Annotated in this window: 20 protein-coding genes; 4 read left to right on the top strand and 16 right to left on the bottom strand. The window is 74.0% G+C overall.

All coding sequences use genetic code 11. The features are described 5' to 3' along the window. The first annotated feature begins 145 nt into the window (after positions 1-145). On the top strand, positions 146-745 hold the full coding sequence (locus ACH436_RS00210; protein ID WP_430558173.1) for a DUF6069 family protein: 600 nt from the start codon (positions 146-148) through the stop codon (positions 743-745). On the opposite strand, the gene ACH436_RS00205 is transcribed toward ACH436_RS00210, so the two are convergent. From ACH436_RS00205 to ACH436_RS00195, 3 genes are all read right to left on the bottom strand, one after another. Beyond that, positions 696-1,871 carry a winged helix DNA-binding domain-containing protein gene (locus ACH436_RS00205; RefSeq protein WP_430558172.1) on the bottom strand — a complete coding sequence of 392 codons (1,176 nt, stop codon included), beginning with the start codon at positions 1,869-1,871 and terminating at the stop codon, positions 696-698. The two genes, ACH436_RS00210 and ACH436_RS00205, sit on opposite strands and share 50 nt — an antisense overlap. A 43-nt stretch (positions 1,872-1,914) precedes the next feature. Further along, on the bottom strand, positions 1,915-3,054 hold the full coding sequence (locus tag ACH436_RS00200; RefSeq protein ID WP_430558171.1) for a branched-chain amino acid aminotransferase: 1,140 nt from the start codon (positions 3,052-3,054) through the stop codon (positions 1,915-1,917). A 216-nt stretch (positions 3,055-3,270) separates the two neighbouring features. Continuing rightward, positions 3,271-4,314 (bottom strand): 3-isopropylmalate dehydrogenase, encoded by a 1,044-nt coding sequence (locus tag ACH436_RS00195; RefSeq protein ID WP_430558170.1) that lies wholly within the window; start codon positions 4,312-4,314, stop codon positions 3,271-3,273. A 106-nt stretch (positions 4,315-4,420) separates the two neighbouring features. Here ACH436_RS00195 and ACH436_RS00190 point away from each other — a divergent pair, with 106 nt between their 5' ends. After that, complete coding sequence (locus ACH436_RS00190) at positions 4,421-4,951, top strand: ASCH domain-containing protein (RefSeq protein ID WP_430558169.1); 531 nt, start codon at positions 4,421-4,423, stop codon at positions 4,949-4,951. Positions 4,952-4,985: 34 nt separating this feature from the next. Next, a complete protein-coding gene (locus ACH436_RS00185; protein WP_430558168.1) occupies positions 4,986-5,714 on the top strand; it encodes a HEAT repeat domain-containing protein in 729 nt (242 codons plus the stop codon). Positions 5,715-5,800: 86 nt separating this feature from the next. Here ACH436_RS00185 and ilvC read toward each other — a convergent pair whose 3' ends face one another. The 13 genes from ilvC to ilvD (ACH436_RS00120) form a co-directional block, all read right to left on the bottom strand. Next, entirely contained in the window at positions 5,801-6,829 is a 1,029-nt protein-coding gene (ilvC, locus tag ACH436_RS00180; protein WP_430558167.1) for a ketol-acid reductoisomerase, read from the bottom strand. Positions 6,830-6,915: 86 nt separating this feature from the next. Then, positions 6,916-7,437 carry an acetolactate synthase small subunit gene (ilvN, locus tag ACH436_RS00175; RefSeq protein ID WP_430558166.1) on the bottom strand — a complete coding sequence of 174 codons (522 nt, stop codon included), beginning with the start codon at positions 7,435-7,437 and terminating at the stop codon, positions 6,916-6,918. Between the two features lie 29 nt (positions 7,438-7,466). Beyond that, complete coding sequence (locus ACH436_RS00170) at positions 7,467-9,305, bottom strand: acetolactate synthase large subunit (protein WP_430558165.1); 1,839 nt, start codon at positions 9,303-9,305, stop codon at positions 7,467-7,469. A gap of 289 nt (positions 9,306-9,594) precedes the next feature. Continuing rightward, positions 9,595-10,683 carry an ABC transporter permease subunit gene (locus ACH436_RS00165; protein ID WP_430558164.1) on the bottom strand — a complete coding sequence of 363 codons (1,089 nt, stop codon included), beginning with the start codon at positions 10,681-10,683 and terminating at the stop codon, positions 9,595-9,597. Next, complete coding sequence (locus ACH436_RS00160) at positions 10,680-11,732, bottom strand: ABC transporter ATP-binding protein (RefSeq protein WP_430558163.1); 1,053 nt, start codon at positions 11,730-11,732, stop codon at positions 10,680-10,682. Before ACH436_RS00160 ends, ACH436_RS00165 begins: the two co-directional genes overlap by 4 nt. 133 nt (positions 11,733-11,865) lie before the next feature. Further along, positions 11,866-13,182, bottom strand: coding sequence for a VOC family protein (locus ACH436_RS00155; protein WP_430558162.1), 1,317 nt, complete (start codon positions 13,180-13,182; stop codon positions 11,866-11,868). After that, positions 13,179-13,511 (bottom strand): 4a-hydroxytetrahydrobiopterin dehydratase, encoded by a 333-nt coding sequence (locus tag ACH436_RS00150; protein ID WP_430558161.1) that lies wholly within the window; start codon positions 13,509-13,511, stop codon positions 13,179-13,181. The genes ACH436_RS00155 and ACH436_RS00150 overlap by 4 nt, the downstream gene beginning before the upstream one ends. A 64-nt stretch (positions 13,512-13,575) precedes the next feature. Then, positions 13,576-15,285 carry a dihydroxy-acid dehydratase gene (gene ilvD / locus ACH436_RS00145; RefSeq protein ID WP_430558160.1) on the bottom strand — a complete coding sequence of 570 codons (1,710 nt, stop codon included), beginning with the start codon at positions 15,283-15,285 and terminating at the stop codon, positions 13,576-13,578. A 49-nt stretch (positions 15,286-15,334) separates the two neighbouring features. Next, entirely contained in the window at positions 15,335-15,778 is a 444-nt protein-coding gene (locus ACH436_RS00140) for a hypothetical protein (RefSeq protein WP_430558159.1), read from the bottom strand. Positions 15,779-15,829: 51 nt separating this feature from the next. Beyond that, entirely contained in the window at positions 15,830-17,116 is a 1,287-nt protein-coding gene (locus ACH436_RS00135; protein ID WP_430558158.1) for a kynureninase, read from the bottom strand. Then, a complete protein-coding gene (locus tag ACH436_RS00130) occupies positions 17,113-18,165 on the bottom strand; it encodes an amidohydrolase (protein ID WP_430558157.1) in 1,053 nt (350 codons plus the stop codon). The genes ACH436_RS00135 and ACH436_RS00130 overlap by 4 nt, the downstream gene beginning before the upstream one ends. Beyond that, positions 18,162-19,070 (bottom strand): tryptophan 2,3-dioxygenase, encoded by a 909-nt coding sequence (locus tag ACH436_RS00125; RefSeq protein ID WP_430558156.1) that lies wholly within the window; start codon positions 19,068-19,070, stop codon positions 18,162-18,164. The genes ACH436_RS00130 and ACH436_RS00125 overlap by 4 nt, the downstream gene beginning before the upstream one ends. Positions 19,071-19,147: 77 nt before the next feature. Next, the gene (gene ilvD, locus ACH436_RS00120; RefSeq protein WP_430558155.1) at positions 19,148-21,010 is read right to left on the bottom strand and encodes a dihydroxy-acid dehydratase; all 1,863 of its coding nucleotides are present in this window, start codon (positions 21,008-21,010) and stop codon (positions 19,148-19,150) included. 259 nt (positions 21,011-21,269) lie between these two features. On the opposite strand from ilvD (ACH436_RS00120), the gene ACH436_RS00115 reads away from it, so the two are divergent. Then, entirely contained in the window at positions 21,270-21,845 is a 576-nt protein-coding gene (locus ACH436_RS00115; protein WP_430558154.1) for a DoxX family protein, read from the top strand. Positions 21,846-21,862: the final 17 nt, after the last annotated feature.

Genomic DNA, 21,862 nt, shown 5'->3' with positions numbered 1-21,862 from the left:
CGAGGCGTGTCATGGGCCACATGGTGCCACACCCGCGCGCCGACCGGACAGGCCGTCCACGGCGTGGCACCGGTCGCCCGCCCGTGCGACCGAGCCCGGGATGTGGTCGGCTGGGCACCGTCACCGAGGTCAGGAGGCATCACCGATGACCCGCACGCGGCCACCAGGCGGCCCGACCGACCAGACGCCGTCGACCCCGGGCACGACCCCGGGCATGACGCCGGGCATGACGCCGGGCGGCATCACACCGCCCCCGTCGGTGGTGCCGACGGCGGAACCGGTGGACGCCTGGGACGCGCCGGCGCCGACGTCCCGTGGCCTGCTGGCGCTGGACCGGCGCCGCTACTGGTCCGGCGCGGCCGTGACCGTCGTCGTGTGCGCCGTCCTGGGGCTCGCCGCGTCCGTGGTGTTCGACAGCGCGTTCGATGTCGGGCTGCTCGGCCCCTCCCGCCTGGTGCCGGACGCCCCCGGCCTGGCGTGGGCGTTCACCGGGGCCCTCTTCGCCCTGCTCGCGGCCGTCGTCCTCCAGCTGCTGGTGCGCGTCGTGCCGCGCCCGCGGATGTTCTTCGGCTGGCTCGTCGCGCTGGTCACCGTGATCCTCGCCGCCCTCGCGTTCACGGGCACGGGCGACGCCGCCTCGGCGGTCGTGACCGCCCTCGTGTGGATCGTGGTCGGGATCGCCGTCTCGGCGATGCTCACCGGCGTGCTCGGCCGGACTCTCGTGCGCCCTCAGCCGCCCAGGTGATCTCCCGCTCCGTCGAGCCCGCCGCCGCGAGGTCGAGCAGCGCGGCGGCCTCCGCCTCCAGCTCCTCCCGGTGGTGCGCCCACGCGTCGCCGCCGAACGGCTCGAGGTGCACCGTGGCGCGGCGGGCGTCCACGTCCAGGGACCACGTCCCCGCGACCCGCCCGTCCACCCAGAGGGTGGGGAGCACGTCGGCGTTGCGCCGGTAGACGAGCCCGGCGTGCTCGGGGTCGACGATCCGGGACCGCTCGTCCAGCGCCACGAGGAGCTGGTCCCAGCGCGGCAGGAGCCGGACCGGCGCCGGGGCGTCCCCGGGCACGACGTCGCCGTCGGCCAGGTCGAGCAGCTCGCGGCCGTCGGGGGCGGCGTACGTCCGCAGGTCCAGGAGCGCGAGCGCGCGCTTCAGCGCCCCGACGCCCCGGATCCCGACGCCGCGGGCGACGTCGCGCGCGGACGCGGGCCCGAAGGCGCGCAGGTACGCCTCGACCGCCCCCGCGCGCGCCTCGTCGGGCGGGAACGTGGGCAGCGGGTGCGGCACGCGGTCGGCGAGCCAGCGCGCCCCGTCCTGGTAGCGCGCCGCGACGTGGGAGCCCCACAGGCCGCTCGGCGGCACGTGCACGAGGCCGCCGCCGGCGCTCGCCAGCCGCCACCACGCGCGGCTCACGCCACCCGGGATCGCCGCGACGGCGTCGACGCCGGGGTACTGGTCGGCGGCGAACTCCTCCACCTCGTCGAGCGTGCGCGGCTCCGCGCAGAAGGCGCGCACCGCGGCGTTGAGGCCCACGAGGTCGACGCCGGCCCGCCGGGCGCTCGCCCGCCAGGCCGCCAGCCGCTGCTCGGCGGAGACCGCGTCGAGCAGCGGCCAGTGCGCGCTCGGCACCACGTGCAGGGTGGACCGCATGACGGTCGCCTTCACGACGTCGCCGCCGGTGAGGGCCTCCTCGAGGGTGCCGATCGTCTGCCCGGCCCGCCGCGCCCACAGGGCGACGTACGGCATGTCGGCGTGCTGGGCCTGCAGCCCGCCCACCCGTCCGACGACAGCGGTGACGCCGTCGTCGGAGCGGGTGAGCAGCTGCTGGCGCGCGAGCGTGGTGCGATTGAGCTCGTCGGCCGTGATCGGTGCGGGCATCGTGGCGACGGCTCCTCGCTCTCGGGCGCCGGTCAGGCGCGGTTCAGGCGAGCCGGCGCATCCAGCCGTGCCGGTCCGCGGCCCGACCGTACTGGATGTCGGTCAGCTCGTCACGGATCGCCATGGTGAGCTCGCCGGGCTCGCCGCCCGAGACCTGCAGGTCGAACTCGTCACCGGCGAGCCGGCCCACGGGGGTGATGACCGCGGCCGTGCCGCAGGCGAAGATCTCGCGCACGGTGCCGTCCTGGAGGCCGGCGACGACCTCGGCGAGCGGGATGCGACGCTCCACGGCCTGGTGCCCGCGGTCCGTGACGAGCTGCAGGATGGACGACCGCGTGACGCCCTCGAGGAACGAGCCCGTGAGCTCCGGGGTGTGCACCGAGCCGTCCGCCATGACGACGAACACGTTCATGCCACCGAGCTCCTCAAGGGACGTGTTCGTCGTCGCGTCGAGGTAGCAGACCTGGTCGAAGCCCTTCTCGCCGGCGAGCTGCTGCGGCAGCAGGCTCGCCGCGTAGTTCCCGCCGTACTTCGCGTCGCCCGTGCCGCCCGGCCCGGAGCGGTGGTAGTGCGTGTCGATCCAGATCGACACCGGCTTCACACCGCCCGCGAAGTAGGGGCCGACGGGCGAGGCGATCACGAGGTACTCGGCCTCGTTCGTGGGCCGCACCCCGAGGAACGCCTCCGACGCGAACGTGAACGGGCGCAGGTAGAGGCTGAAGTCCTCCCCGGACGGCACCCAGGCGATGTCCGTGCGCACGAGCGCCGCGATGGACCCGATGAAGTCGTCCACGGACAGGGCGGGGAGCGCCAGGCGGTGCGCCGAGCGCGCGAACCGTGCCGCGTTGGCGTCCGGGCGGAACGTCCAGACGGAGCCGTCCGCGTGCCGGTACGCCTTCATCCCCTCGAAGATCTCCTGCGCATAGTGCAGGACGGCGGTCGCGGGGTCGAGCTGCAGCGGGCCGTACTTCTCGACGCGCCGGTCGAGCCAGCCGTCGCCCCGGCGCCAGCTGATGCGCGCCATGTGGTCGGTGAAGACGGTGCCGAACTTCGGCGCCTGCAGCGCCGCCTCGCGCTCGGCGTCCGGGGTGGGCGCGTCCGTGGAGCGCACGTCGAACAGGGCGACGAGATCCTCGAGCTCGGCGGGCAGGATGCTGGAAGCGTTGGTGCTGGATGTGGTCATGATCGGGGGCCTTTCACCGGGTGACCCCTGTAGTTTTCCACGACCGTGCACCTCATGGGCACCGGCGTCGCTCCGACCACAGCGGCCACCCGGACGGAGAGAGACGTCGGGTGATCGACAGGGAGAGACGGCCAGGGCGGGCGGTGGCTCGGACGACACGTCCGACGGCGCGGCGCGGGTGGCGCCGCGCCGTCCGGTGAGGGCGGCGGGCCGCCGTCAGCCGTTGACGCGTGCGGCGAGGTCGCGCCCGACCTCGGCCGTCGTGCGTACTCGGTCGCCGCGCTCGACGAGGTCCGCCGCGACGGCGGCCTCCACGCGCGCTGCCTCCTCGGTGAGGCCGAGGTGGTCGAGCAGGAGGGACACCGACAGCACGGTGGCGGTCGGGTCGGCCTTGCCCTGGCCCGCGATGTCCGGCGCGGAGCCGTGCACCGGCTCGAACATCGACGGCGCGGTGCGATCGGGGTTGATGTTCGCCGACGCGGCGAGGCCGATGCCGCCCGTGATGGCGGCGGCCTGGTCCGTGAGGATGTCGCCGAACAGGTTGTCGGTGACGATCACGTCGAACCGCGAGGGGTTGGTCGTGAGGAAGATCGTGGCGGCGTCCACGTGCAGGTAGTCCGTGGTGACGTCGGGGAACTCGGCGTTGACGGCCTCGACGGTGCGCCGCCACAGGTGGCCGGCGTGCACGAGGACGTTGTGCTTGTGCACCAGGGTGAGGTGCTTGCGCGGGCGGGCCTGGGCGCGGGCGAAGGCGTCGCGCACCACGCGCTCCACACCGAACGCGGTGTTGACGGAGACCTCGGTCGCGATCTCGTGCGGGGTGCCGACGCGCAGCGCGCCGCCGTTGCCCACGTACGGGCCCTCGGTGCCCTCGCGCACGACGACGAAGTCGACGTCCCCGGGGTTCGCCAGCGGGCTGGTCACGCCGGGGTACAGCTTGCCGGGGCGCAGGTTCACGTAGTGGTCGAGCGAGAAGCGGAGCTTGAGCAGCAGGCCGCGCTCGAGCACGCCCGACGGCACGCTGGGGTCGCCGATGGCGCCCAGCAGGATCGCGTCGTGACCCTTGATGGCCTCGAGGTCGGCGTCGGTGAGCGTCTCCCCCGTGGCGTGCCAGCGGCGCGCCCCCAGGTCGAACTCGGTCGTGGAGACCTTCACGTCCGAACCGGCCACGGCCGCCTCGAGGACCGCGAGGCCCTGCTCCACGACTTCCGTGCCGATGCCGTCGCCGGCCACCACTGCCAGGTCGATGCTCCGCGTCATGGGCCGAGCCTAAGCCCGTGGGGTCATGATGCGGACAGAGATCTCATTCCCCGGACAGCCGGTCGGCGGCGCGCCCGCACGACCGTCACCTGGCAGGATGACGGCCATGACCGACGACGTGCCCCCCGGCCTGGACGACGCCGCGCAGGCCGACCACATCACGCGGTTCTGGGACGTGGCCCGCCCGAGCGCGGGACGCACCAGCCACGGCGGCGCCGTGGGCGAGCGCTCGGAGAACGTGGTGCCGCCGCCGGCGTGGTCGTTCGGCGACTCCCCCGAGCTGGCCGACGAGCTGCTGGGCCTCGTCCTCGACGGGGTGAAGACCGGCACGGCCGCCGCCCTGTGGGAGTACGAGGCCGCCGACGAGCCCCTGCCGCGCAAGGGCGACCTGTCGATCGTGCTGGACGGCGCCGGCACGCCGCGCCTGCTCATCCGGACGACGAAGGTCGAGACGGTGCCGTTCGACGCCGTCACGGCCGAGCACGCGGCCGCCGAGGGCGAGGGCGACCGCTCGCTCGAGCACTGGCGCGAGGGCCACGAGCGGTACTGGCGGCGCACGCTGTCGCAGATCGGGCGCGAGTTCGACCCGTCCATGCCGGTGGTGTGCGAGCGCTTCAAGGTGCTCTTCCGCGACTAGCCCGGCACGTCCGACCCACCCACGAGGGGCTGCCGTGACCGAGACGAAGGGCGCACGCTACCGCGCCGAGCTGCGCGCGCTCGCGCCGGACCGGGTGCCCGGCTACCTCGACGCCCGCTCCGGGCTCCCCGGCCCCCGCGCGAACCTCGAGCTGCTCGACGCCTTCGGGGACGTCGCGCCCCCCGGCCTCGTGCGGACGCTGGTCGACGACGCCGACGAGTACCTGCGTTCCTGCGCCACGGCCGCGCTCGGACGGCTGCTCGTCGACGCCGACGGCGCCCCGGCCGACACCCTGGCGACCCTGCACGCGCGGGCCACGGACCGGTCGTGGCGCGTGCGCGAGGCGGTCGCGATGGCGCTCCAGCGGGTCGGCGACCACGACCCGCGGGCGCTGCGCACGCTCGTCGCCGCCTGGGTGGCCGACCCGCACCCGCTGGTCCGCCGGGCGGCCGTCGCGGGCGTCTGCGAGCCCCGGCTGCTGCGGGACCCTCGGACGGCGTCGGCCGCGCTCGACGCGTGCCGCGCGGCCAGCGGGACGATCGAGGCGCTGCCGGCCGGTGCCCGGCGCGACCCGGACGTGCGGACGCTGCGCCAGGCCCTCGGCTACTGCTGGAGCGTCGCCGTCGCGGCCGACCCGGTACGGGGCCTGCCGGAGTTCGCGGCGCTCGAGGCGTCGACCGACCCGGACCTGGCGTGGGTGGCGCGGGAGAACCGGAAGAAGGCCAGGCTCCGGCGTGTGCTCCCGTCCGGGCCGGGCGACTGAGCCGCGGCGCGGGGTCCGGACGCACGTGCGGCCGCCGTCCCCGGGTGGGGGACGACGGCCGCGCGCGTCGCTGCTGACGGTGTGGGTCAGCGAGCGGCGCTGCCCTCCGTGTAGTCGGAGTCAGCGGGCTTGATCCACGAGAACATCTTCCGCAGCTCGCGGCCGGTGGTCTCGATCGGGTGCGCCTCGCCCTTCTCGCGCAGGGCGGTGAACTCGGGGGCGCCGGCGTCCTGGTCGGCGATGAAGCGCTCGGCGAAGGCGCCGTTCTGGATGTCCGCGAGGACGGCCTTCATGTTCTCCTTGACGTGCGGGTCGATGACGCGCGGGCCGGAGACGTAGTCGCCGTACTCGGCCGTGTCGGAGACCGACCAGCGCTGCTTGGCGATGCCGCCCTCGACCATGAGGTCGACGATCAGCTTCAGCTCGTGCAGCACCTCGAAGTACGCGACCTCGGGCTGGTAGCCCGCCTCGGTCAGCGTCTCGAAGCCGTACTGGACCAGCTGCGAGGCGCCGCCGCACAGCACGGCCTGCTCGCCGAACAGGTCGGTCTCGGTCTCCTCGGTGAAGGTCGTCTTGATGCCGCCGGCACGCAGGCCGCCGATGCCCTTCGCGTAGGACAGGGCCAGCTCCCAGGCGGAGCCCGACGCGTCCTGCTCGACGGCGACGATCACGGGCACGCCGCGGCCGTCGACGTACTCGCGGCGCACGAGGTGGCCCGGGCCCTTGGGGGCGACCATGAGCACGTCGTGGCCGGCCTCGGGCTTGATGTAGCCGAAGCGGATGTTGAAGCCGTGCCCGAAGACGAGCGCCGCACCCTCGTTGAGGTTCGGGGCGATCTCGTCGCGGTACACGTGCCGCTGCACCTGGTCCGGCGCGAGGATGACGACGACGTCGGCCTCCTTGACCGCGTCGGCGACGGTGAGCACGCGCAGGCCCTCGTCCTCGGCCTTCTTGGCGGACGCCGAGCCCTCGCGCAGGCCGACGCGGACGTCGGCGCCCGAGTCGCGCAGGTTCAGCGCGTGCGCGTGGCCCTGGCTGCCGTAGCCGATGACCGCGACCTTGCGCTGCTGGATGATGGACAGGTCGGCGTCGTCGTCGTAGAACAGCTCAGCCACGGTGATGCTCCTCGGTCTCGATACTTCGATTCGGTACTGCTGGTCGGTTGGTGGTCACCGGCAGGGGTGACGGTACGCGAACGGCGTCAGGCCGTGCGCACGCGCTCCAGCGCTCGGTCGGTGATGGACCGCGAGCCGCGGCCCACGGCGAGCGTGCCGGACTTCACGATCTCGCGGACGCCGTACGGCTCGAGCGCGCTGAGCAGCGCGGACAGCTTGGCGGCCGTCCCGGTCGCCTCGATGACGACGGTGTCGGGGACGACGTCCACGACGTGGGCGCGGAAGAGGTCGACGACCTCCAGCACGCCCGCCCGCGTGGCCGCGTCGGCCCGCACCTTGACGAGCAGGAGCTCGCGTTGCACGGACGACTCGGGGTCGAGCTCGACGATCTTGATGACGTTGACGAGCTTGTTGAGCTGCTTCGTCACGTGCTCGAGCGGGTGCTCCTCGACGTCGACCACGACGGTGATGCGCGAGATCTCCTCGTGCTCCGTGGGTCCCACGGCCAGGGAGTGGATGTTGAACGCCCGTCGGGCGAACAGCGCGCTGACCCGGGTGAGGACACCCGGCTTGTTCTCGACCAGCACGGACAGGGTGTGACGCGACATGGGTGGCTCCGTCTCTGCTCGTCGGCCGGTCAGTCTTCGCGGTCCCACGCGGGCGAGATGCCGCGCGCGTACTGGATGTCGTCGTTGGAGACGCCGGCGGCGACCATCGGCCACACCATGGCGTCGCGCGAGACCTGGAAGTCGATGACGACGGGGCGGTCGTCGATCTGCTGCGCCCGCTTGATGGCGGCGTCGACCTCGTCCTCGCGCTCCACGCGGATGCCCTCGCAGCCGTAGGCGTCCGCCAGCTTCACGAAGTCCGGGATCCGCCGCGTGCCGTGCCCGGTGTGCAGGTCGGTGTTGGAGTAGCGCTCGTCGTAGAAGAGCGTCTGCCACTGCCGCACCATGCCGAGCGAGCTGTTGTTGATCAGCGCCACCTTGATGGGGATGTCGTTGATCGCGCAGGTGGCGAGCTCCTGGTTGGTCATCTGGAAGCAGCCGTCGCCGTCGATGGCCCACACCTCGCGGTCGGGCTCGCCCACCTTGGCGCCCATCGCGGCCGGGACCGCGAAGCCCATGGTGCCGAGGCCCGCGGAGTTCAGCCAGGTGCGCGGGTGCTCGTAGCGGATGAACTGCGCCGCCCACATCTGGTGCTGCCCCACGCCCGCGGCGTAGATCGCGTCGGGGCCGGCCAGCTCGCCCAGGCGGGAGATCACGTGCTGCGGCGAGAGGTGACCGTCGGCGGTGGGCGTGTAGCCCAGCGGGTAGGTCTCCCGCCAGGTGTCGAGCTGGTGCCACCAGGAGGCCAGGTCCGGCTTGCCCACCTTGGCGTGCTCCGCCTCGAGGGCCGGCACGAGGTCCGCGATGACCTCGCGCAGGTCGCCCACGATCGGCACGTCCACGGGACGGTTCTTGCCGATCTCCGCGGGGTCGATGTCGGCGTGCACGATGGCGGCGGTCGGGGCGAAGCTCGACAGGCGGCCCGTGACGCGGTCGTCGAAGCGGGCGCCGAGGGCGACCACCAGGTCGGCCTTCTGCAGCGCGGCCACGGCGGGCACGGTGCCGTGCATGCCGGGCATGCCGAGGTGCTGCGGGTGGCTGTCGGGCACGGCGCCGCGTGCGGTGAGCGTCGTGACGACGGCGGCGCCCGAGGTGTCGACCAGGCGGCGCAGCGCCGCCGAGGCCCCGGAGCGAATGACGCCGCCACCCACGTACAGCACGGGGCGGCGGGCGGTCGCGAGCAGCTTCGCGGCCTCGCGGATCTGCTTGGCGTGCGGCTTCGTCACCGGGTGGTAGCCGGGCAGCGACATCTCCTGCGGCCAGGAGAACGTGGTCGAGGCGGTCATCGCGGACTTGGCGATGTCGACCAGCACCGGGCCGGGCCGCCCCGTCGACGCGATGTGGAACGCCTCGGCGATGGTGCGCGGGATCTCCGCCGGGTCGGTGACCAGGTAGGAGTGCTTGGTGATCGGCATCGTGATGCCGACGATGTCCGCCTCCTGGAACCCGTCGGTCCCGATGAGCGACTGCGCCACCTGCCCGGTGATCGCGACCAGCGGCACGGAGTCCATGTGCGCGTCGGCCAGCGGGGTGACGAGGTTCGTCGCCCCCGGGCCGGAGGTCGCCATCGTCACGCCGACCCTGCCGGTCGCGTGGGCGTAGCCCTGGGCCGCGTGCCCGCCGCCCTGCTCGTGCCGCACGAGGACGTGGCGGATCTGCTTGGAGTCCATGAGCGGGTCGTAGAGCGGGAGGATCGCGCCGCCCGGGATGCCGAAGACGTTCTCGACGCCGACCGACTCGAGCGAGCGGACGATCGACTCGGCGCCGGTGACCTCCTCACCGGACACGGTTCGGCCGGAGGCGCCGTCGGCACTGCGTGACGCGGTGCGGGCGGCCACCTGGGCGGGGGTCGGGTTCGGCTGGACCATCGGTCTCTCCTGCCGGTCGGTCTTGCGGGCGAAGGGTCTGGCGAGGGGTGTCGCTGCAATGAAAAACCCCCCGGTCCCGGGATGACGGGACTGACGAGGGGTGAGCGCGCTGACGAAGCCTGGTGCGTGGGCCTAGTCGGCGCGCCCGGGAAGAAGTACTACGAGGATCGTCTGCACGGATCGAACGTTACGCCCGCCACAGGCCGATGTCACGTCGTGAGCCCGGTGTCCCATCATGCGGACGGCATGCGGGGCACCGGGCTCACGACCTGCGGTGGGAGCGGGCCGGTCAGCTCACGTCGCGGCGCCGGAACACCAGCACCGCGAGCAGGGTGACGAGGGCGGCGAGCGCCGCCAGGGTCAGCCCGCCCTGCGCGGTGGTCACGACGTGGTCCACGGGGACGCACTCGAAGACACCGTCGGCGTTCGGGGTGCAGCGCTCGGTCGTGAACACCAGCCCGCCCTGCAGCCAGGCCGAGAGCGCCGTCGTCGGCAACCAGCGCTGCGCCTCACCGATCGTGAAGGCGAAGGCCAGGCACGCCCACGCGACGACGCCGACCAGGACGACGGCGGCCGCCGCGTGCTTGAGCAGGGTGCCGAGCGCCACGCCCAAGGCGGCGAGCACCACCCCGGCGGCGAGGAGGCGCCCGGTGAACGCGGCGACCTCCAGCCAGACGGCGCCGGTGAGGTCCCCGAGCGTGCCGAACGAGGCGTACACGGCGTACGACGCGCCGACCAGCAGCGCGAACCCGACGAGCACCAGCGGGACCGTGCCGACGGCGGCGGCCACCACCTTCGACCAGTACACGCGCTGCCGGCGCGGCTCGAACGTCAGCCACATGCCCAGCGACCCGCTGTTGATCTCGGCGGTCACGAAGCTCACCCCGACCACCAGCGCGACGAGGAGCAGCAGCACCGCCAGGTCGTCGACCGACGCCAGCCCGGACCAGCCGTTCCACACCGACGCGCGGATCTCCTCCACGGCGGCCGCCGTGGCGTCGTCGCCGGTGGAGGGAGCCTCGTCCCCGAACATCATCGCCTGCTGGGCGGCGTCGGGGACGAAGGTCTGCGTGGGCGGCAGGTACCAGTCCAGGCGCGGTGCCAGCTGGTCGCAGCCCCAGTCCGCGGGCGTGGACCCCTGGGCCTCGGCGTCGGCCTCGCACGCGGCGACCTGCTGCTCCCCCTCCTTCTCCCAGACCTCCTGGTCGGCGGCGAACCTCTCCTGCGCGTCCGCGACCTCCTGGTCGCTCGGCGGAGGCGCCGACAGGTACGTCGCCGCTCCGCTCAGGACGACCAGCGCCAGGATCCCGACGCACGCCCATCGGGTGATCTGCCGCGCCCACAGCCGGCGCAGCTCCACCCGCAGCAGCCGGCTCATGCCTCCCCCTCCGTGGACGGTGCCGGCGCGGCGGCGTGCGCGGGCTCCGGCGGCGGCCCACCGCGCCGGGTCCGGCCGCTCTTGTGGGTGTGGCCGCCCGGGGTCTCGTGCGCCGTGAGGCCGAGGAAGACCGACTCGAGGTCGGCCTGGAGCGGCGTGAGCTCGCGCACCCACACGCCGCGCTCGCCGAGGGCGCGGTTCACGGCGGCGGGGTCGGCGGCACCGTCGACGACGAGCGCGTCGTGCTCGCGGCGCACGAGCAGCCCGCCGGTCTCGAGCACGCTGGTGGCGATGGTGAGGTCCGTCGGCGCGACCCGCAGCCGGACCGAGCCCGTCGCGGAGCCGGCGCCGATGAGGTCGGCCACCCGCCCGGCGGCGACGAGGCGCCCGCGGGCCACGATCGACACCGTGTCCGCGATCTGCTCCACCTCGGCCAGGATGTGGCTGGAGACCAGCACCGTCTTGCCCTGGTCGGCGAGCCCGCGCATCGTCTGCCGGATCTCGCGGATCCCCGCGGGGTCGAGGCCGTTGGTCGGCTCGTCGAAGATGAGCAGGTCGGGGTCCTTGAGCAGCGTCGCCGCGATGGCCAGCCGCTGCTTCATCCCGAGCGAGTAGCCCTTGTACCGGTCCTTCGCCCGTCCGGTGAGACCGACCTCGTCGATGACGGCGTCCACGCGACCCGCGGGGGCGCCGATCGCGTCGGCGAGGAGGCGCAGGTTGCGGCGGGCGCTGAACGCGGGGAAGAACTTGGGGCTCTCGACGATGGCGCCCACGCGGCCCACCACCTCGGGCAGCCGCTTCGGCACCTCGTGCCCGAAGATCGTGGCGGTGCCGCGGTCGGGCCGGACCAGGCCCAGGAGCATCCGGATCGTCGTCGTCTTCCCGGACCCGTTGGGCCCGAGGAACCCGTGCACGCCGCCGACCGGCACCTGGAGGTCGAGCCCCTCCACCCCGACCGACCTGCCTCGCACGCTGCGGTACGTCTTGCGGAGCCCCCGGGTCTCGATCGCGAGCTCCCCGGCACCCCGGCCACCGTCCAGCACGGCCACCGCCACCTCCTCGTGGCCGCGGCGCGGCCCTTGCGGTCGCGCCCGTCGGACGACGGCGCTGCCAGGGAGGATAGAGCAGCCTTGACGCCGGCGAAAGGTCCCTTCTACCTGCGATTGACCGTCACCCGGCAGTTCACCCGCCCCAGGCCTCGGCGCGCCCCGGGATCACGGCGATGTCCACCTCGTTGCCCTCCGGGTCGGCGACGGTGCGCCAGAACGGCGCCTCCGCCTCGCGCACCACCGTGCCGCCGGCGGCGACGGCGGCCGCCACCCGCGCGTCCGCGACGTCGGCGGGGACCATGACGTCCACGTGCACGCGGTTGCGCTGCTCGCGCGGCTCGGCCATCGGCTGCAGGAACACCGACGGCCCGCGCAGCAGCGGGTCGTACAGGTCCGTCGTGCCCCGCTCGACGTACCCGAGCGCCGCAGCCCAGAACCGTCGCACGGCATCGACGTCGAGCGCGTCGAGCGTGAGCTGCACGTCGCGCAGGACGGCGGGCTCGGCGCGCAGCCCGAGCTCGCGAGCCGCGGCCTGCGCCCGCTGCGCCACCCCGAGGCGCGCGGGCCCGATCCACCCGTCCTCCGGCGGCCCGACCCGCAGGGTGACGCCCGAGAAGCGCAGGTCGGCGAACAGCGGCACGCCCGCCTCCTGGGCCGCGCGGGCCACCCGGGCGACCAGCTCGACCCCCGCGTCGAAGCCGCCCGTCGCGTAGTACGCGCTGGCGCCCTGGAGCACCCGCCAGTCCTCGACGCCGCCCGCCGCCCGGAACTCCTCCGGCGTGAGCAGGCCGTCGGGCAGGTCCTCCTCGAACCCCTCCCAGGCGATGACGTCGGCCTCGTTCCCCTCGGCGTCCGCGAGCGTCCACCACTGCGGCACGAACTCCTCGGTCGTGACCCGCCCGCCGGCCGCGAGCGCCGCGTCGACGCGCCCCTGCCGCACGTCGTGCGGCACGAAGACGTCGAGGTGGAGCCGGTTGCGCTGCGGTCGCGGCTCGTCCATCGCCTGGAACCAGATGCCCGGCCACCGCCCGTGCGGGTCGCGCAGGTCCTCGCCGGAGCGCGTGTGCCCGAGGACCGCGCCCCAGAACGGCATCACCCGCTCGCGGTCGGCGGCGTCGATCGTCAGCTCCACCTCCTGCACGGCCCTGGGGTCGGCGGCGAGCCCGAGGTCTGCCGCGGCGGCGGAGATCTCCCGCGCCAGGGCGACGTCGCGCTCGCTCAACCCGTCGACGTCGTGCGACCAGAGCCGCACGACGACGCCGTCGGGCCGCAGGTCCACGTCGGGGTGGTGGTTCGCCGCGTCCGCGAGCACGGCGACGCGCTCGAGCAGGACGGCGCCCTCCCCCGGCGACCCGGTGCGGAACAGGGCGCTCGCGCCGGTGCCGAGGGCGCGCCAGTCGCCGGTGCCCGCGGCGGCCTCGAACCGTGCCGCGGAGAGCTCGTCGGTCATGCCCCGCTGCCCGCCCGGCGGCGGGACGTCTCGACCGGGAGCTCCAGCTCGGCCGCGGCGTCGCTGATCCGCCGGGCCAGGTCCACGTCGCGCGTGGTCAGGCCCCCGGCGTCGTGGGACGACGTGCGGACCAGGACGGTGGCGTAGCGCAGGTCCACGTCGGGGTGGTGGTTCACCGCGTCGGCGATCTCCGCGATCGCGTCCACGAACCGTGCGCCGGCCGCGAAGGACCCGGAGCGGAAGACGGCCCACGCGGAGCCGTCGTCCGCCTGCCAGTCGGCGACACCGTCGGCCTGGGCGAACTGTCGCGGGGTGATCGAGTCGCTCATGGGCCCAGCATGGCGCGCCCGCGCACGGTTCGCGCGCCGTCGGCCGGCGGTCGGCCCCGGGCACTCACCCCAGGACGGCGCCGCGCGACGCGGACTGCACCAGCTTGGTGTACTTCGCGAGGACGCCGCGGGTGTACCCGTGCGAGAGCGGCGCCCAGCCGTCGCGGCGGGCGGTGAGCTCGGCGTCGTCGACGAGCAGCTCGAGCGTCTTGTGCGCGACGTCGAGTCGGATGCGGTCGCCGTCGCGCACGAACGCGATGGGCCCGGCGTCGACGGCCTCGGGCGCGATGTGCCCGACGCACAGGCCGGTGGTGCCGCCGGAGAAGCGCCCGTCGGTGATGAGCAGCACGTCCTTGCCCAGCCCCGCGCCCTTGATCGCGCCGGTGATGGCGAGCATCTCCCGCATCCCGGGACCGCCCTTGGGGCCCTCGTAGCGGATGACGACGACGTCGCCCGCGGTGATGGTGCCGTCCTCCAGCGCGTCCAGGGCGCCGCGCTCGCGCTCGAAGACGCGGGCGGTGCCCTCGAAGACGTCGGAGTCGAAGCCGGCCGACTTCACCACGGCGCCCTCGGGGGCGAGCGACCCGTGCAGGATCGTGATGCCGCCCGTCGGATGGATGGGCCGGTCCAGCGCGCGCAGGATCTTGCCGTCCGGGTCGGGCGGGGCGATGTCCGCGAGGTTCTCGGCGACGGTGCGGCCCGTGACGGTGAGGCAGTCGCCGTGCAGCAGGCCGGCGTCGAGCAGCGCCTTCATCACGACGGGCACGCCGCCGATGCGGTCGACGTCGTTCATGACGTACCGGCCGAACGGCTTGAGGTCGCCCAGGTGCGGCACGCGGTCCGCGACGCGCGAGAAGTCGTCCAGGGTGAGCTCCACCTCGGCCTCGTGCGCGATGGCGAGCAGGTGCAGCACCGCGTTGGTGGACCCGCCGAACGCCATCACGACGGCGATCGCGTTCTCGAAGGCCTCCTTCGTGAGGATCTGCCGGGCGGTGATGCCGCGGCGCAGCAGCTCGACGACCGCTTCCCCGGAGGCCTGCGCGAACGCGTCGCGGCGCCGGTCGGCGGACGGCGGCGCGGCCGACCCGGGCAGCGACATGCCGAGGGCCTCGGCGGCCGACGCCATCGTGTTCGCCGTGTACATGCCGCCGCACGCACCCTCGCCCGGGCAGATCGCCCGCTCGATCCGGCCGACGTCCTCCTCGCTCATCAGCCCGCGGGCGCACGCCCCGACGGCCTCGAACGCGTCGATGATCGTCACGTCCTTCTCCGTGCCGTCGGAGAGCTTCACCCAGCCGGGCATGATCGAGCCCGCGTAGAGGAACACGCTCGCGAGGTCGAGCCGCGCGGCCGCCATGAGCATGCCCGGCAGCGACTTGTCGCAGCCGGCCAGCAGCACCGAACCGTCGAGCCGCTCGGCCTGCATCACCGTCTCCACCGAGTCGGCGATGACGTCGCGGGACACCAGCGAGAAGTGCATCCCCTCGTGGCCCATCGAGATCCCGTCGGAGACGGAGATCGTGCCGAACTCGAGCGGGTACCCGCCGCCCGCGTGCACGCCGTGCTTCACCGCCTGCGACAGGCGGTCCAGCGACAGGTTGCACGGCGTGATCTCGTTCCACGAGCTCGCGACGCCGATCTGCGGTTTCGCGAAGTCGTCGTCCCCGAGCCCGACGGCGCGCAGCATGCCGCGCGCGGCCGTCGCCTCCAGGCCGTCGGTGACCTGCCGGGAGCGGGGCTTGAGGTCCGGGGTGGCTGCGGCGTCGGCGCTCATGGACTCACTGTAGGAGCGGCGTCGCCCCGGGTCGCGGCGGGCGGCTCTCTCAGCCGGCCGCCGCCTCCGGGCGCTCCCCCACGCCCGCCCACTCCTGCAGACAGGCGATCACGAGCGCGGGCGCGAGGTCGTACCGCGGCAGGGTGACCTCTCCGCCGGCGTGCTCGACGACGACCCGGGCGGACCAGGTGGGCCGGTCGCGGAGGTTGCCGCGCACGGCGCGGACCGCGCCGCGAGGGATCGTCAGGGGGCGTCGACGCCGTTCCACCCGGAGCTCGTCGTCGGTCAGGACGAGCTGACCGCTCCTGGACGCGACGAGCTGCGCGATCGCGGCCACCATCCCGAGTGCGGCCGCGACGCCGAGGAGGATCGTCGGCCAGTCCACGGCGTCGAGCAGGCGGACCGTCTGGACGGCGAACAGGCAGGCCCACGTGGCGAGCAGGCCCCAGGCGAGGCGGGGCTGCCGCGGCGTGCGGGCGACGACATCGTGCACGCGCGGCCCCCTCCGCCGAGGTCCAGGCGGAGCCCGTCAGGCGCCGCGCCCTCAGTCTTGCGGCGGGCCGCCGTGCTCGCCCGGGGCACCGCCGAGCTCGACGAGCGCGTCCCGCACCGCCTCGACGCCGACGCGCACCTCGTCGAACGACGTCGACAGCGGCGAGAGGCCGAGCCGCAGGCCGTTCGGGCGGCGGAAGTCGGGGATCACGCCGCGCCGCCACAGCAGCGGCAGGGCGTCGGCGAACGCGTCGTGGTCGACCGTGACGTGGCTCCCCCGGCGCTCGTCGTCGCGCGGCGAGGCCACGCGGACGCCGAGCGGCACGAGCAGGTCGTCGACGAGCTCCAGCGCAAACCGGGTGAGCGCCACGGACTTCGCGCGCACCGCGTCCAGGCCGGCCTCGGCGACGAGGTCGAGCATGTCCTGCATGGCCAGCATCCCGACGATCGCCGGCGTGCCGGACAGGAACCGCCGCACCCCGGCGTGCGGCGCGTAGGCCGGGCCCATCTCGAACGGCCGGTCGCTGCCCATCCACCCCTGGATCGGCTGGACCAGCTCGTCCTGGAGGTCCGCCCGCACGTACCCGAACGCCGGCGAGCCCGGCCCGCCGTTCAGGTACTTGTAGGTGCAGCCCGCGGCGAGGTCCGCGCCCCAGGCGTCCAGCACGACCGGCACCGCACCCGCGGAGTGGCACAGGTCCCACAGCACCAGCGCGCCGGCGCCGTGCGCGCGCCGCGTGATCTCGGCGGCGTCGCTCACGTACCCGGAGCGGTACGCGACGTGGCTCAGCACGACGAGCGCGGTCCGGTCGGACAGGACCGCGGACACCTGCTCGGGCGTGACCCCGCCGTCGTGGTCGGGTGCGATCCACCGCAGCGTGGCCCCGTGCTCGCGCGCGACGCCCTCCAGCACGAAGCGGTCGGTCGGGAAGTTGCCCGAGTCGAGGACGATCTCGTCACGGCCGGCCACCCGCGGCGAGGACAGGGCCGCCCGCACCAGCTTGTAGAGGATGACGGTCGTGGAGTCACCGACGAACGTCTGGCCGGCCGCCGCGCCCAGCGCGACGTCGCCGATCCGGTCGCCGAGGCGCAGCGGCAGGTCGTACCACTCCTCGTCCCAGCCGCGGATGAGCCGGGCGCCCCAGGCGTCGGTCGCGAAACGGGCCAGCCGCTCGGCCGACGCCTTCGTGGGGCGGCCCAGCGAGTTGCCGTCGAGGTAGGCGGTCACCTCGTCCGAGTCGACGAACGCCGACCGGAACCGGGCCAGCGGGTCGGCGGCGTCCAGCGCCGCGGCACGGTCGCGCCGGGCGGCGGCGCGGGCGGTGGTCTCCGTGGTCATGGGGCTCCTCCGAGGTCGGCGGACGGGCGGGCGGCGGGCGGGACGAAGTCCGGGTCCCGCAGGTCGGCGACGTCGAGGACGGTCGCGCGGGCGAGCCAGGCGGCGTGGACGGCGCCCGGGTCCGAGGGCGCGGGCGCCGGGCCCGGCACGAACGACACGAGGCCGGCGGGAGGCGCGTCGCCGACCAGCGCCACGAGCAGCGAGCGGCGTCCGAGACCCGCCTCCGCCAGCGCGGCCAGCTCGCGCGCGTTCAGTCCCACCGGCAGCGGGCCGTTGCCCAGGTCGGTGCCGTACCGGACCCGGCCCCCGGCCGCGGCGAAGCGGCGCACGTTGTCCAGCGCCACCGCGTGGGCGGGCGTCGGGTCGCCCCAGCCGTGGATGTCGAGCGTGCTGAGCCAGGTCATCGACCGTCGGTCGGGCGGACTCGTCGTCGTCGCGCCGGCGGCCATCGCCACGAGCAGCTCGTCGGGCAGCCGCTCGCTGAACGGGGCGTGCGCGAGGCGGTCGACGCCCGCCTCGAACGCCCGCGCCGCCTGCCCCGCGCCCTCGGTGTGGGCGACGACGGCGCGGCCGAGCCCGTGCGCGTGGTCGACGACGGCGGCCAGGGTGGCGTCGTCGGGCGTCGGGCCGGCCTCGGCGTGCAGCGCGACCTTGACGAACGACGCCCTCGCGGCGACCTGCCGGTCCACCGCCGCGACGGCGGACGCCGGGTCCTCCACCTCCTCCACCGCTCCCGGGGCCGCCCAGCCGCGGTCCGTCGGGTATCCCCCGGGTGCCGTGAGGAAGGCGCCCGCGAACGCGACGCGCGGCAGGCGCGGGTCGGCGGCCAGGGCCGCGACGTCCCCCGGGACGCCGCCGAGGTCGTGCACGGCGGCGACGCCGTGGGCGCGCAGCGGTGCGGGGTCCACGAGGCCGAGGTGCACGTGCGCGTCGGTGAACGGGGGCAGCAACGTGCCGGCCTCCGCCAGCCGGGCCCGCACCGGCGACGGGACGTCGGAGGGCAGGACGACCGGGGTGACGCCCGGCGGCACGCGCAGCGGGCCGGTCACGACCGCGCGCCCGGGCCCGCGGTCGCGCCGAGCTCGGTGCGCACGGCGAACAGCTCGGGGAAGAAGGTGAGGTCGAGGGCGCGCTGCAGGAACCCGACGCCGCTGGAACCGCCGGTCCCGCGCTTCGTGCCGATGATCCGCAGCACGGTCTTCATGTGCCGGAACCGCCAGAGCTGGAAGTTGTCCTCGAGGTCGACCAGCTCCTCGCACGTCTCGTACGCCGACCAGTCCGCCTCCGGGTCCGCGTAGATGCGGCGGAACACCTCGACCAGGTCGTCGTCGAGCGTGTGCGCGGTGGTGACGTCACGGTCGAGCACCCGGCGGGGCACGTCGTGGCCGTGCCGGGCGAGGTAGCGCAGGAACTCGTCGTACACGCTGGGCTCGGCGAGCAGGCGCGCGAGCTCGTCGCGCGCGTCGGGCTCGGCGTCGAAGACCGCGAGCATGCGGGCGTTCTTGTTGCCGAGCAGGAACTCGACGGCGCGGTACTGCCAGGACTGGAACCCCGAGGCGTTCCCGAGGAAGCCGCGGAACTGCGCGTACTCGCTGGGCGTGAGCGTCGCGAGCACCGACCACTGCTCGGTGAGCGTCCGCTGCACGTGCTTGACGCGCGCGATCCGCTTGAGCGCCGCGCCGAGCTCGTCGGCCGCGAGCAGGTCTCGCGCGGAGACGAGCTCGTGCAGCACCAGCTTGAGCCAGAGCTCCGTGGTCTGGTGCTGCACGATAAACAGCATCTCGTCGTGGTGCACCGGGGAGCTGATCGGCTCCTGCGCGGCCAGGAGCGTGTCCAGGTGCAGGTAGGAGCCGTACGTCATCCGCTCCCGCAGGTCGGTGACGATCTCCGGCTCCAGCTCCCGCTCGTTGGACGGGCCGGCGGGCACGTCGTCGGGCTCGGGCTGGTCGACCATGCCCGGGAGCCTATGTCACGCCGACGCCCGCCCCGGTCCGACAGCGTCGGGCCCGGGCGGGCGTGCGGCGGGGGCGGTCAGCGGCGCGCGATGAGCGACACGTCGCGCACGGCGCCACGGTCGGCCGACGTCGCCATCGCCGCGTACGCCTGGAGCGCCGGGGAGACGTAGCGGTCGCGGTTCACCGGCTGCCACGGGTTCTCGCGCGCCTCCATCTTGGCGCGACGCTCGGCGAGCACCTCGTCCGGGACGTTGACGCGGATGAGCCGGGTGTCCACGTCGATCTCGATCTCGTCGCCGTCCTCGATCAGGCCGATCGTGCCGCCGGCCGCCGCCTCGGGCGACACGTGTCCCACGGAGATGCCGCTCGACCCGCCGGAGAACCGGCCGTCGGTGATGAGGGCGCAGACCTTGCCGAGCCCGCGGCCCTTGATGAACGACGTCGGGTAGAGCATCTCCTGCATCCCCGGGCCGCCGGACGGGCCCTCGTAGCGCACGACCACGACGTGGCCCGGCTGCACCTGCTTGGTGAGGATCTTCTCGACGGCGTCGTCCTGCGACTCGCAGACGAGGGCCTTGCCCACGAAGTGGAAGACGTCGGGGTCGACACCGGCGGTCTTGAAGACGGCGCCGTCCTCGGCGAGGTTGCCGCGCAGCACGGCCAGGCCGCCCTCGACGGTGTACGCGTGCTCGAGGTCGCGGATGCAGCCGTTCTCGGCGTCCGTGTCGAGGCTGTCCCAGACGTTCGACGTCGAGAACGCCTGCGTGGTGCGCACGCCGCCGGGAGCGGCGTGGAAGAGCGCCGTGGCGCGCTCGGTGGCCTTGCCGCCGCGGATGTCCCAGTCGTCGAGCCAGGCGCGCAGGGTCGGCGTGTGCACCGAGGTGACGTCGTGGTCGAGCAGGCCCGCGCGGTCCAGCTCGCCCAGCAGGGCGGGGATGCCGCCGGCGCGGTGCACGTCCTCCATGTGGAAGTCCGGGTGGTTGGGCGCCACCTTGCTCAGGCAGGGCACGCGACGGCTGATCGCCTCGATGTCCGTGAGGTCGAAGTCGACCTCGCCCTCCTGGGCGGCGGCGAGGATGTGCAGCACCGTGTTGGTCGAGCCGCCCATCGCGACGTCGAGCGCCATGGCGTTCGAGAACGCCGCCTTCGTGGCGATCGAGCGCGGGGCGGCCGAGTCGTCCTCGTCCTCGTAGTAGCGCTTCGCGAGGTCGACGATGGTGCGCCCCGCCTCGAGGAAGAGCTCCTTGCGGGCGGAGTGCGTGGCCAGCGTCGAGCCGTTGCCCGGCAGCGACAGCCCGAGCGCCTCGGTAAGGCAGTTCATCGAGTTGGCGGTGAACATCCCGGAGCACGACCCGCACGTGGGGCAGGCGTTCTCCTCGACCTGCGCGAGGGCGGCGTCGGACACGTTGTCGTCGGCCGAGTAGTTGATCGCGTTGATGAGGTTGAGCGGCGTCTTCGCGACGCCGTCCGCGACGATCGCCTTGCCGGCCTCCATGGGCCCGCCGGACACGAAGATCACGGGGATGTTGAGCCGCAGCGCCGCGTTGAGCATGCCCGGCGTGATCTTGTCGCAGTTGGAGATGCACACGAGGGCGTCGGCGCAGTGCGCGTTGACCATGTACTCGACCGAGTCGGCGATGAGGTCGCGGCTGGGCAGCGAGTAGAGCATGCCGGCGTGCCCCATGGCGATGCCGTCGTCCACGGCGATGGTGTTGAACTCCTTCGCCACGCCGCCGGCCTCCTGGATCGCGGAGGCGACGAGGTCTCCCATGTCCTTGAGGTGCACGTGACCCGGTACGAACTGCGTGTACGAGTTGGCGATCGCGACGATCGGCTTGCCGAAGTCGTCCGCACCCATGCCGGTGGCGCGCCACAGCGCGCGGGCACCGGCCATGTTGCGGCCGTGGGTGGACGTCCGAGAGCGCAGGGGACGGCTCATGTCAGCTCCTTCGACGAGTTCTGCCGCGCCGTCGCGGACGACGCGCACGAGCACGCTACGCCCGCCGTCCCGTATCGCGGGCATCCGTCCGCCCAGTGGTCCATTTGCCTGCTGAAACGATCCGAAGGTCACGATCCGGTTGCGACGCGCCGCGCGACCTGGGCAGGTTGGCCCCGTTCCTCAGTAATCCGTCCAAATCGGACGCACGCCCATCCACATCGCACGCACCACGCAGCGCACCACGATCAGGGAGCTACTCATGACCGCGACCGCCGCAGGCAGCACGTCCGGCACGAACGTCACCGACCACGCCCGGGACGGGGAGGACGCCGCGCTCGTCGTCACCCGGCCCGGCGCGCGCCGCGCCCTCGCACTGTGTCGCCTCCTCCTGGCCGTGGTCTTCCTCTGGCCGGTGGCCGACAAGACCTTCGGCCTCGGCTACGCCACGCCGGGCGAGGCGGCCTGGGTGGCGGGCAGCTCGCCCACCGCGGGCTACCTGGGCTCGATCGAGAGCCCGCTCGCCGGTGCCTTCGCCGCGCTGAGCGGCCCCCTCGTCGACTGGCTGTTCATGCTCGGCATGCTCGGCACGGGCCTCGCCCTGCTGCTCGGCATCGGCCTGCGCGTCGCCGCCGTGGCCGGCGGGCTGCTCATGCTGACGCTGTGGCTGTCGACGTGGCCCTTCGCCGCGGGGTCCCAGAACCCGCTGGTCGACCAGCACCTCGTGTTCACGGCGCTCCTGGCCGCCCTCGCGCTCACGCGTGCCGGCGACACCTGGGGCCTCGGCCGCGCCTGGGCGGCCTCGCCGGTGCCCGGCAGCGCGACCTGGCTGCGCTGAGCGCGAGGCACCCCGAG

Source organism: Isoptericola sp. NPDC019693 (genome assembly GCF_044389085.1).
Taxonomy (GTDB): Bacteria; Actinomycetota; Actinomycetes; order Actinomycetales; family Cellulomonadaceae; genus Isoptericola.
This window is presented reverse-complemented; position numbering and strand designations above follow the sequence as displayed.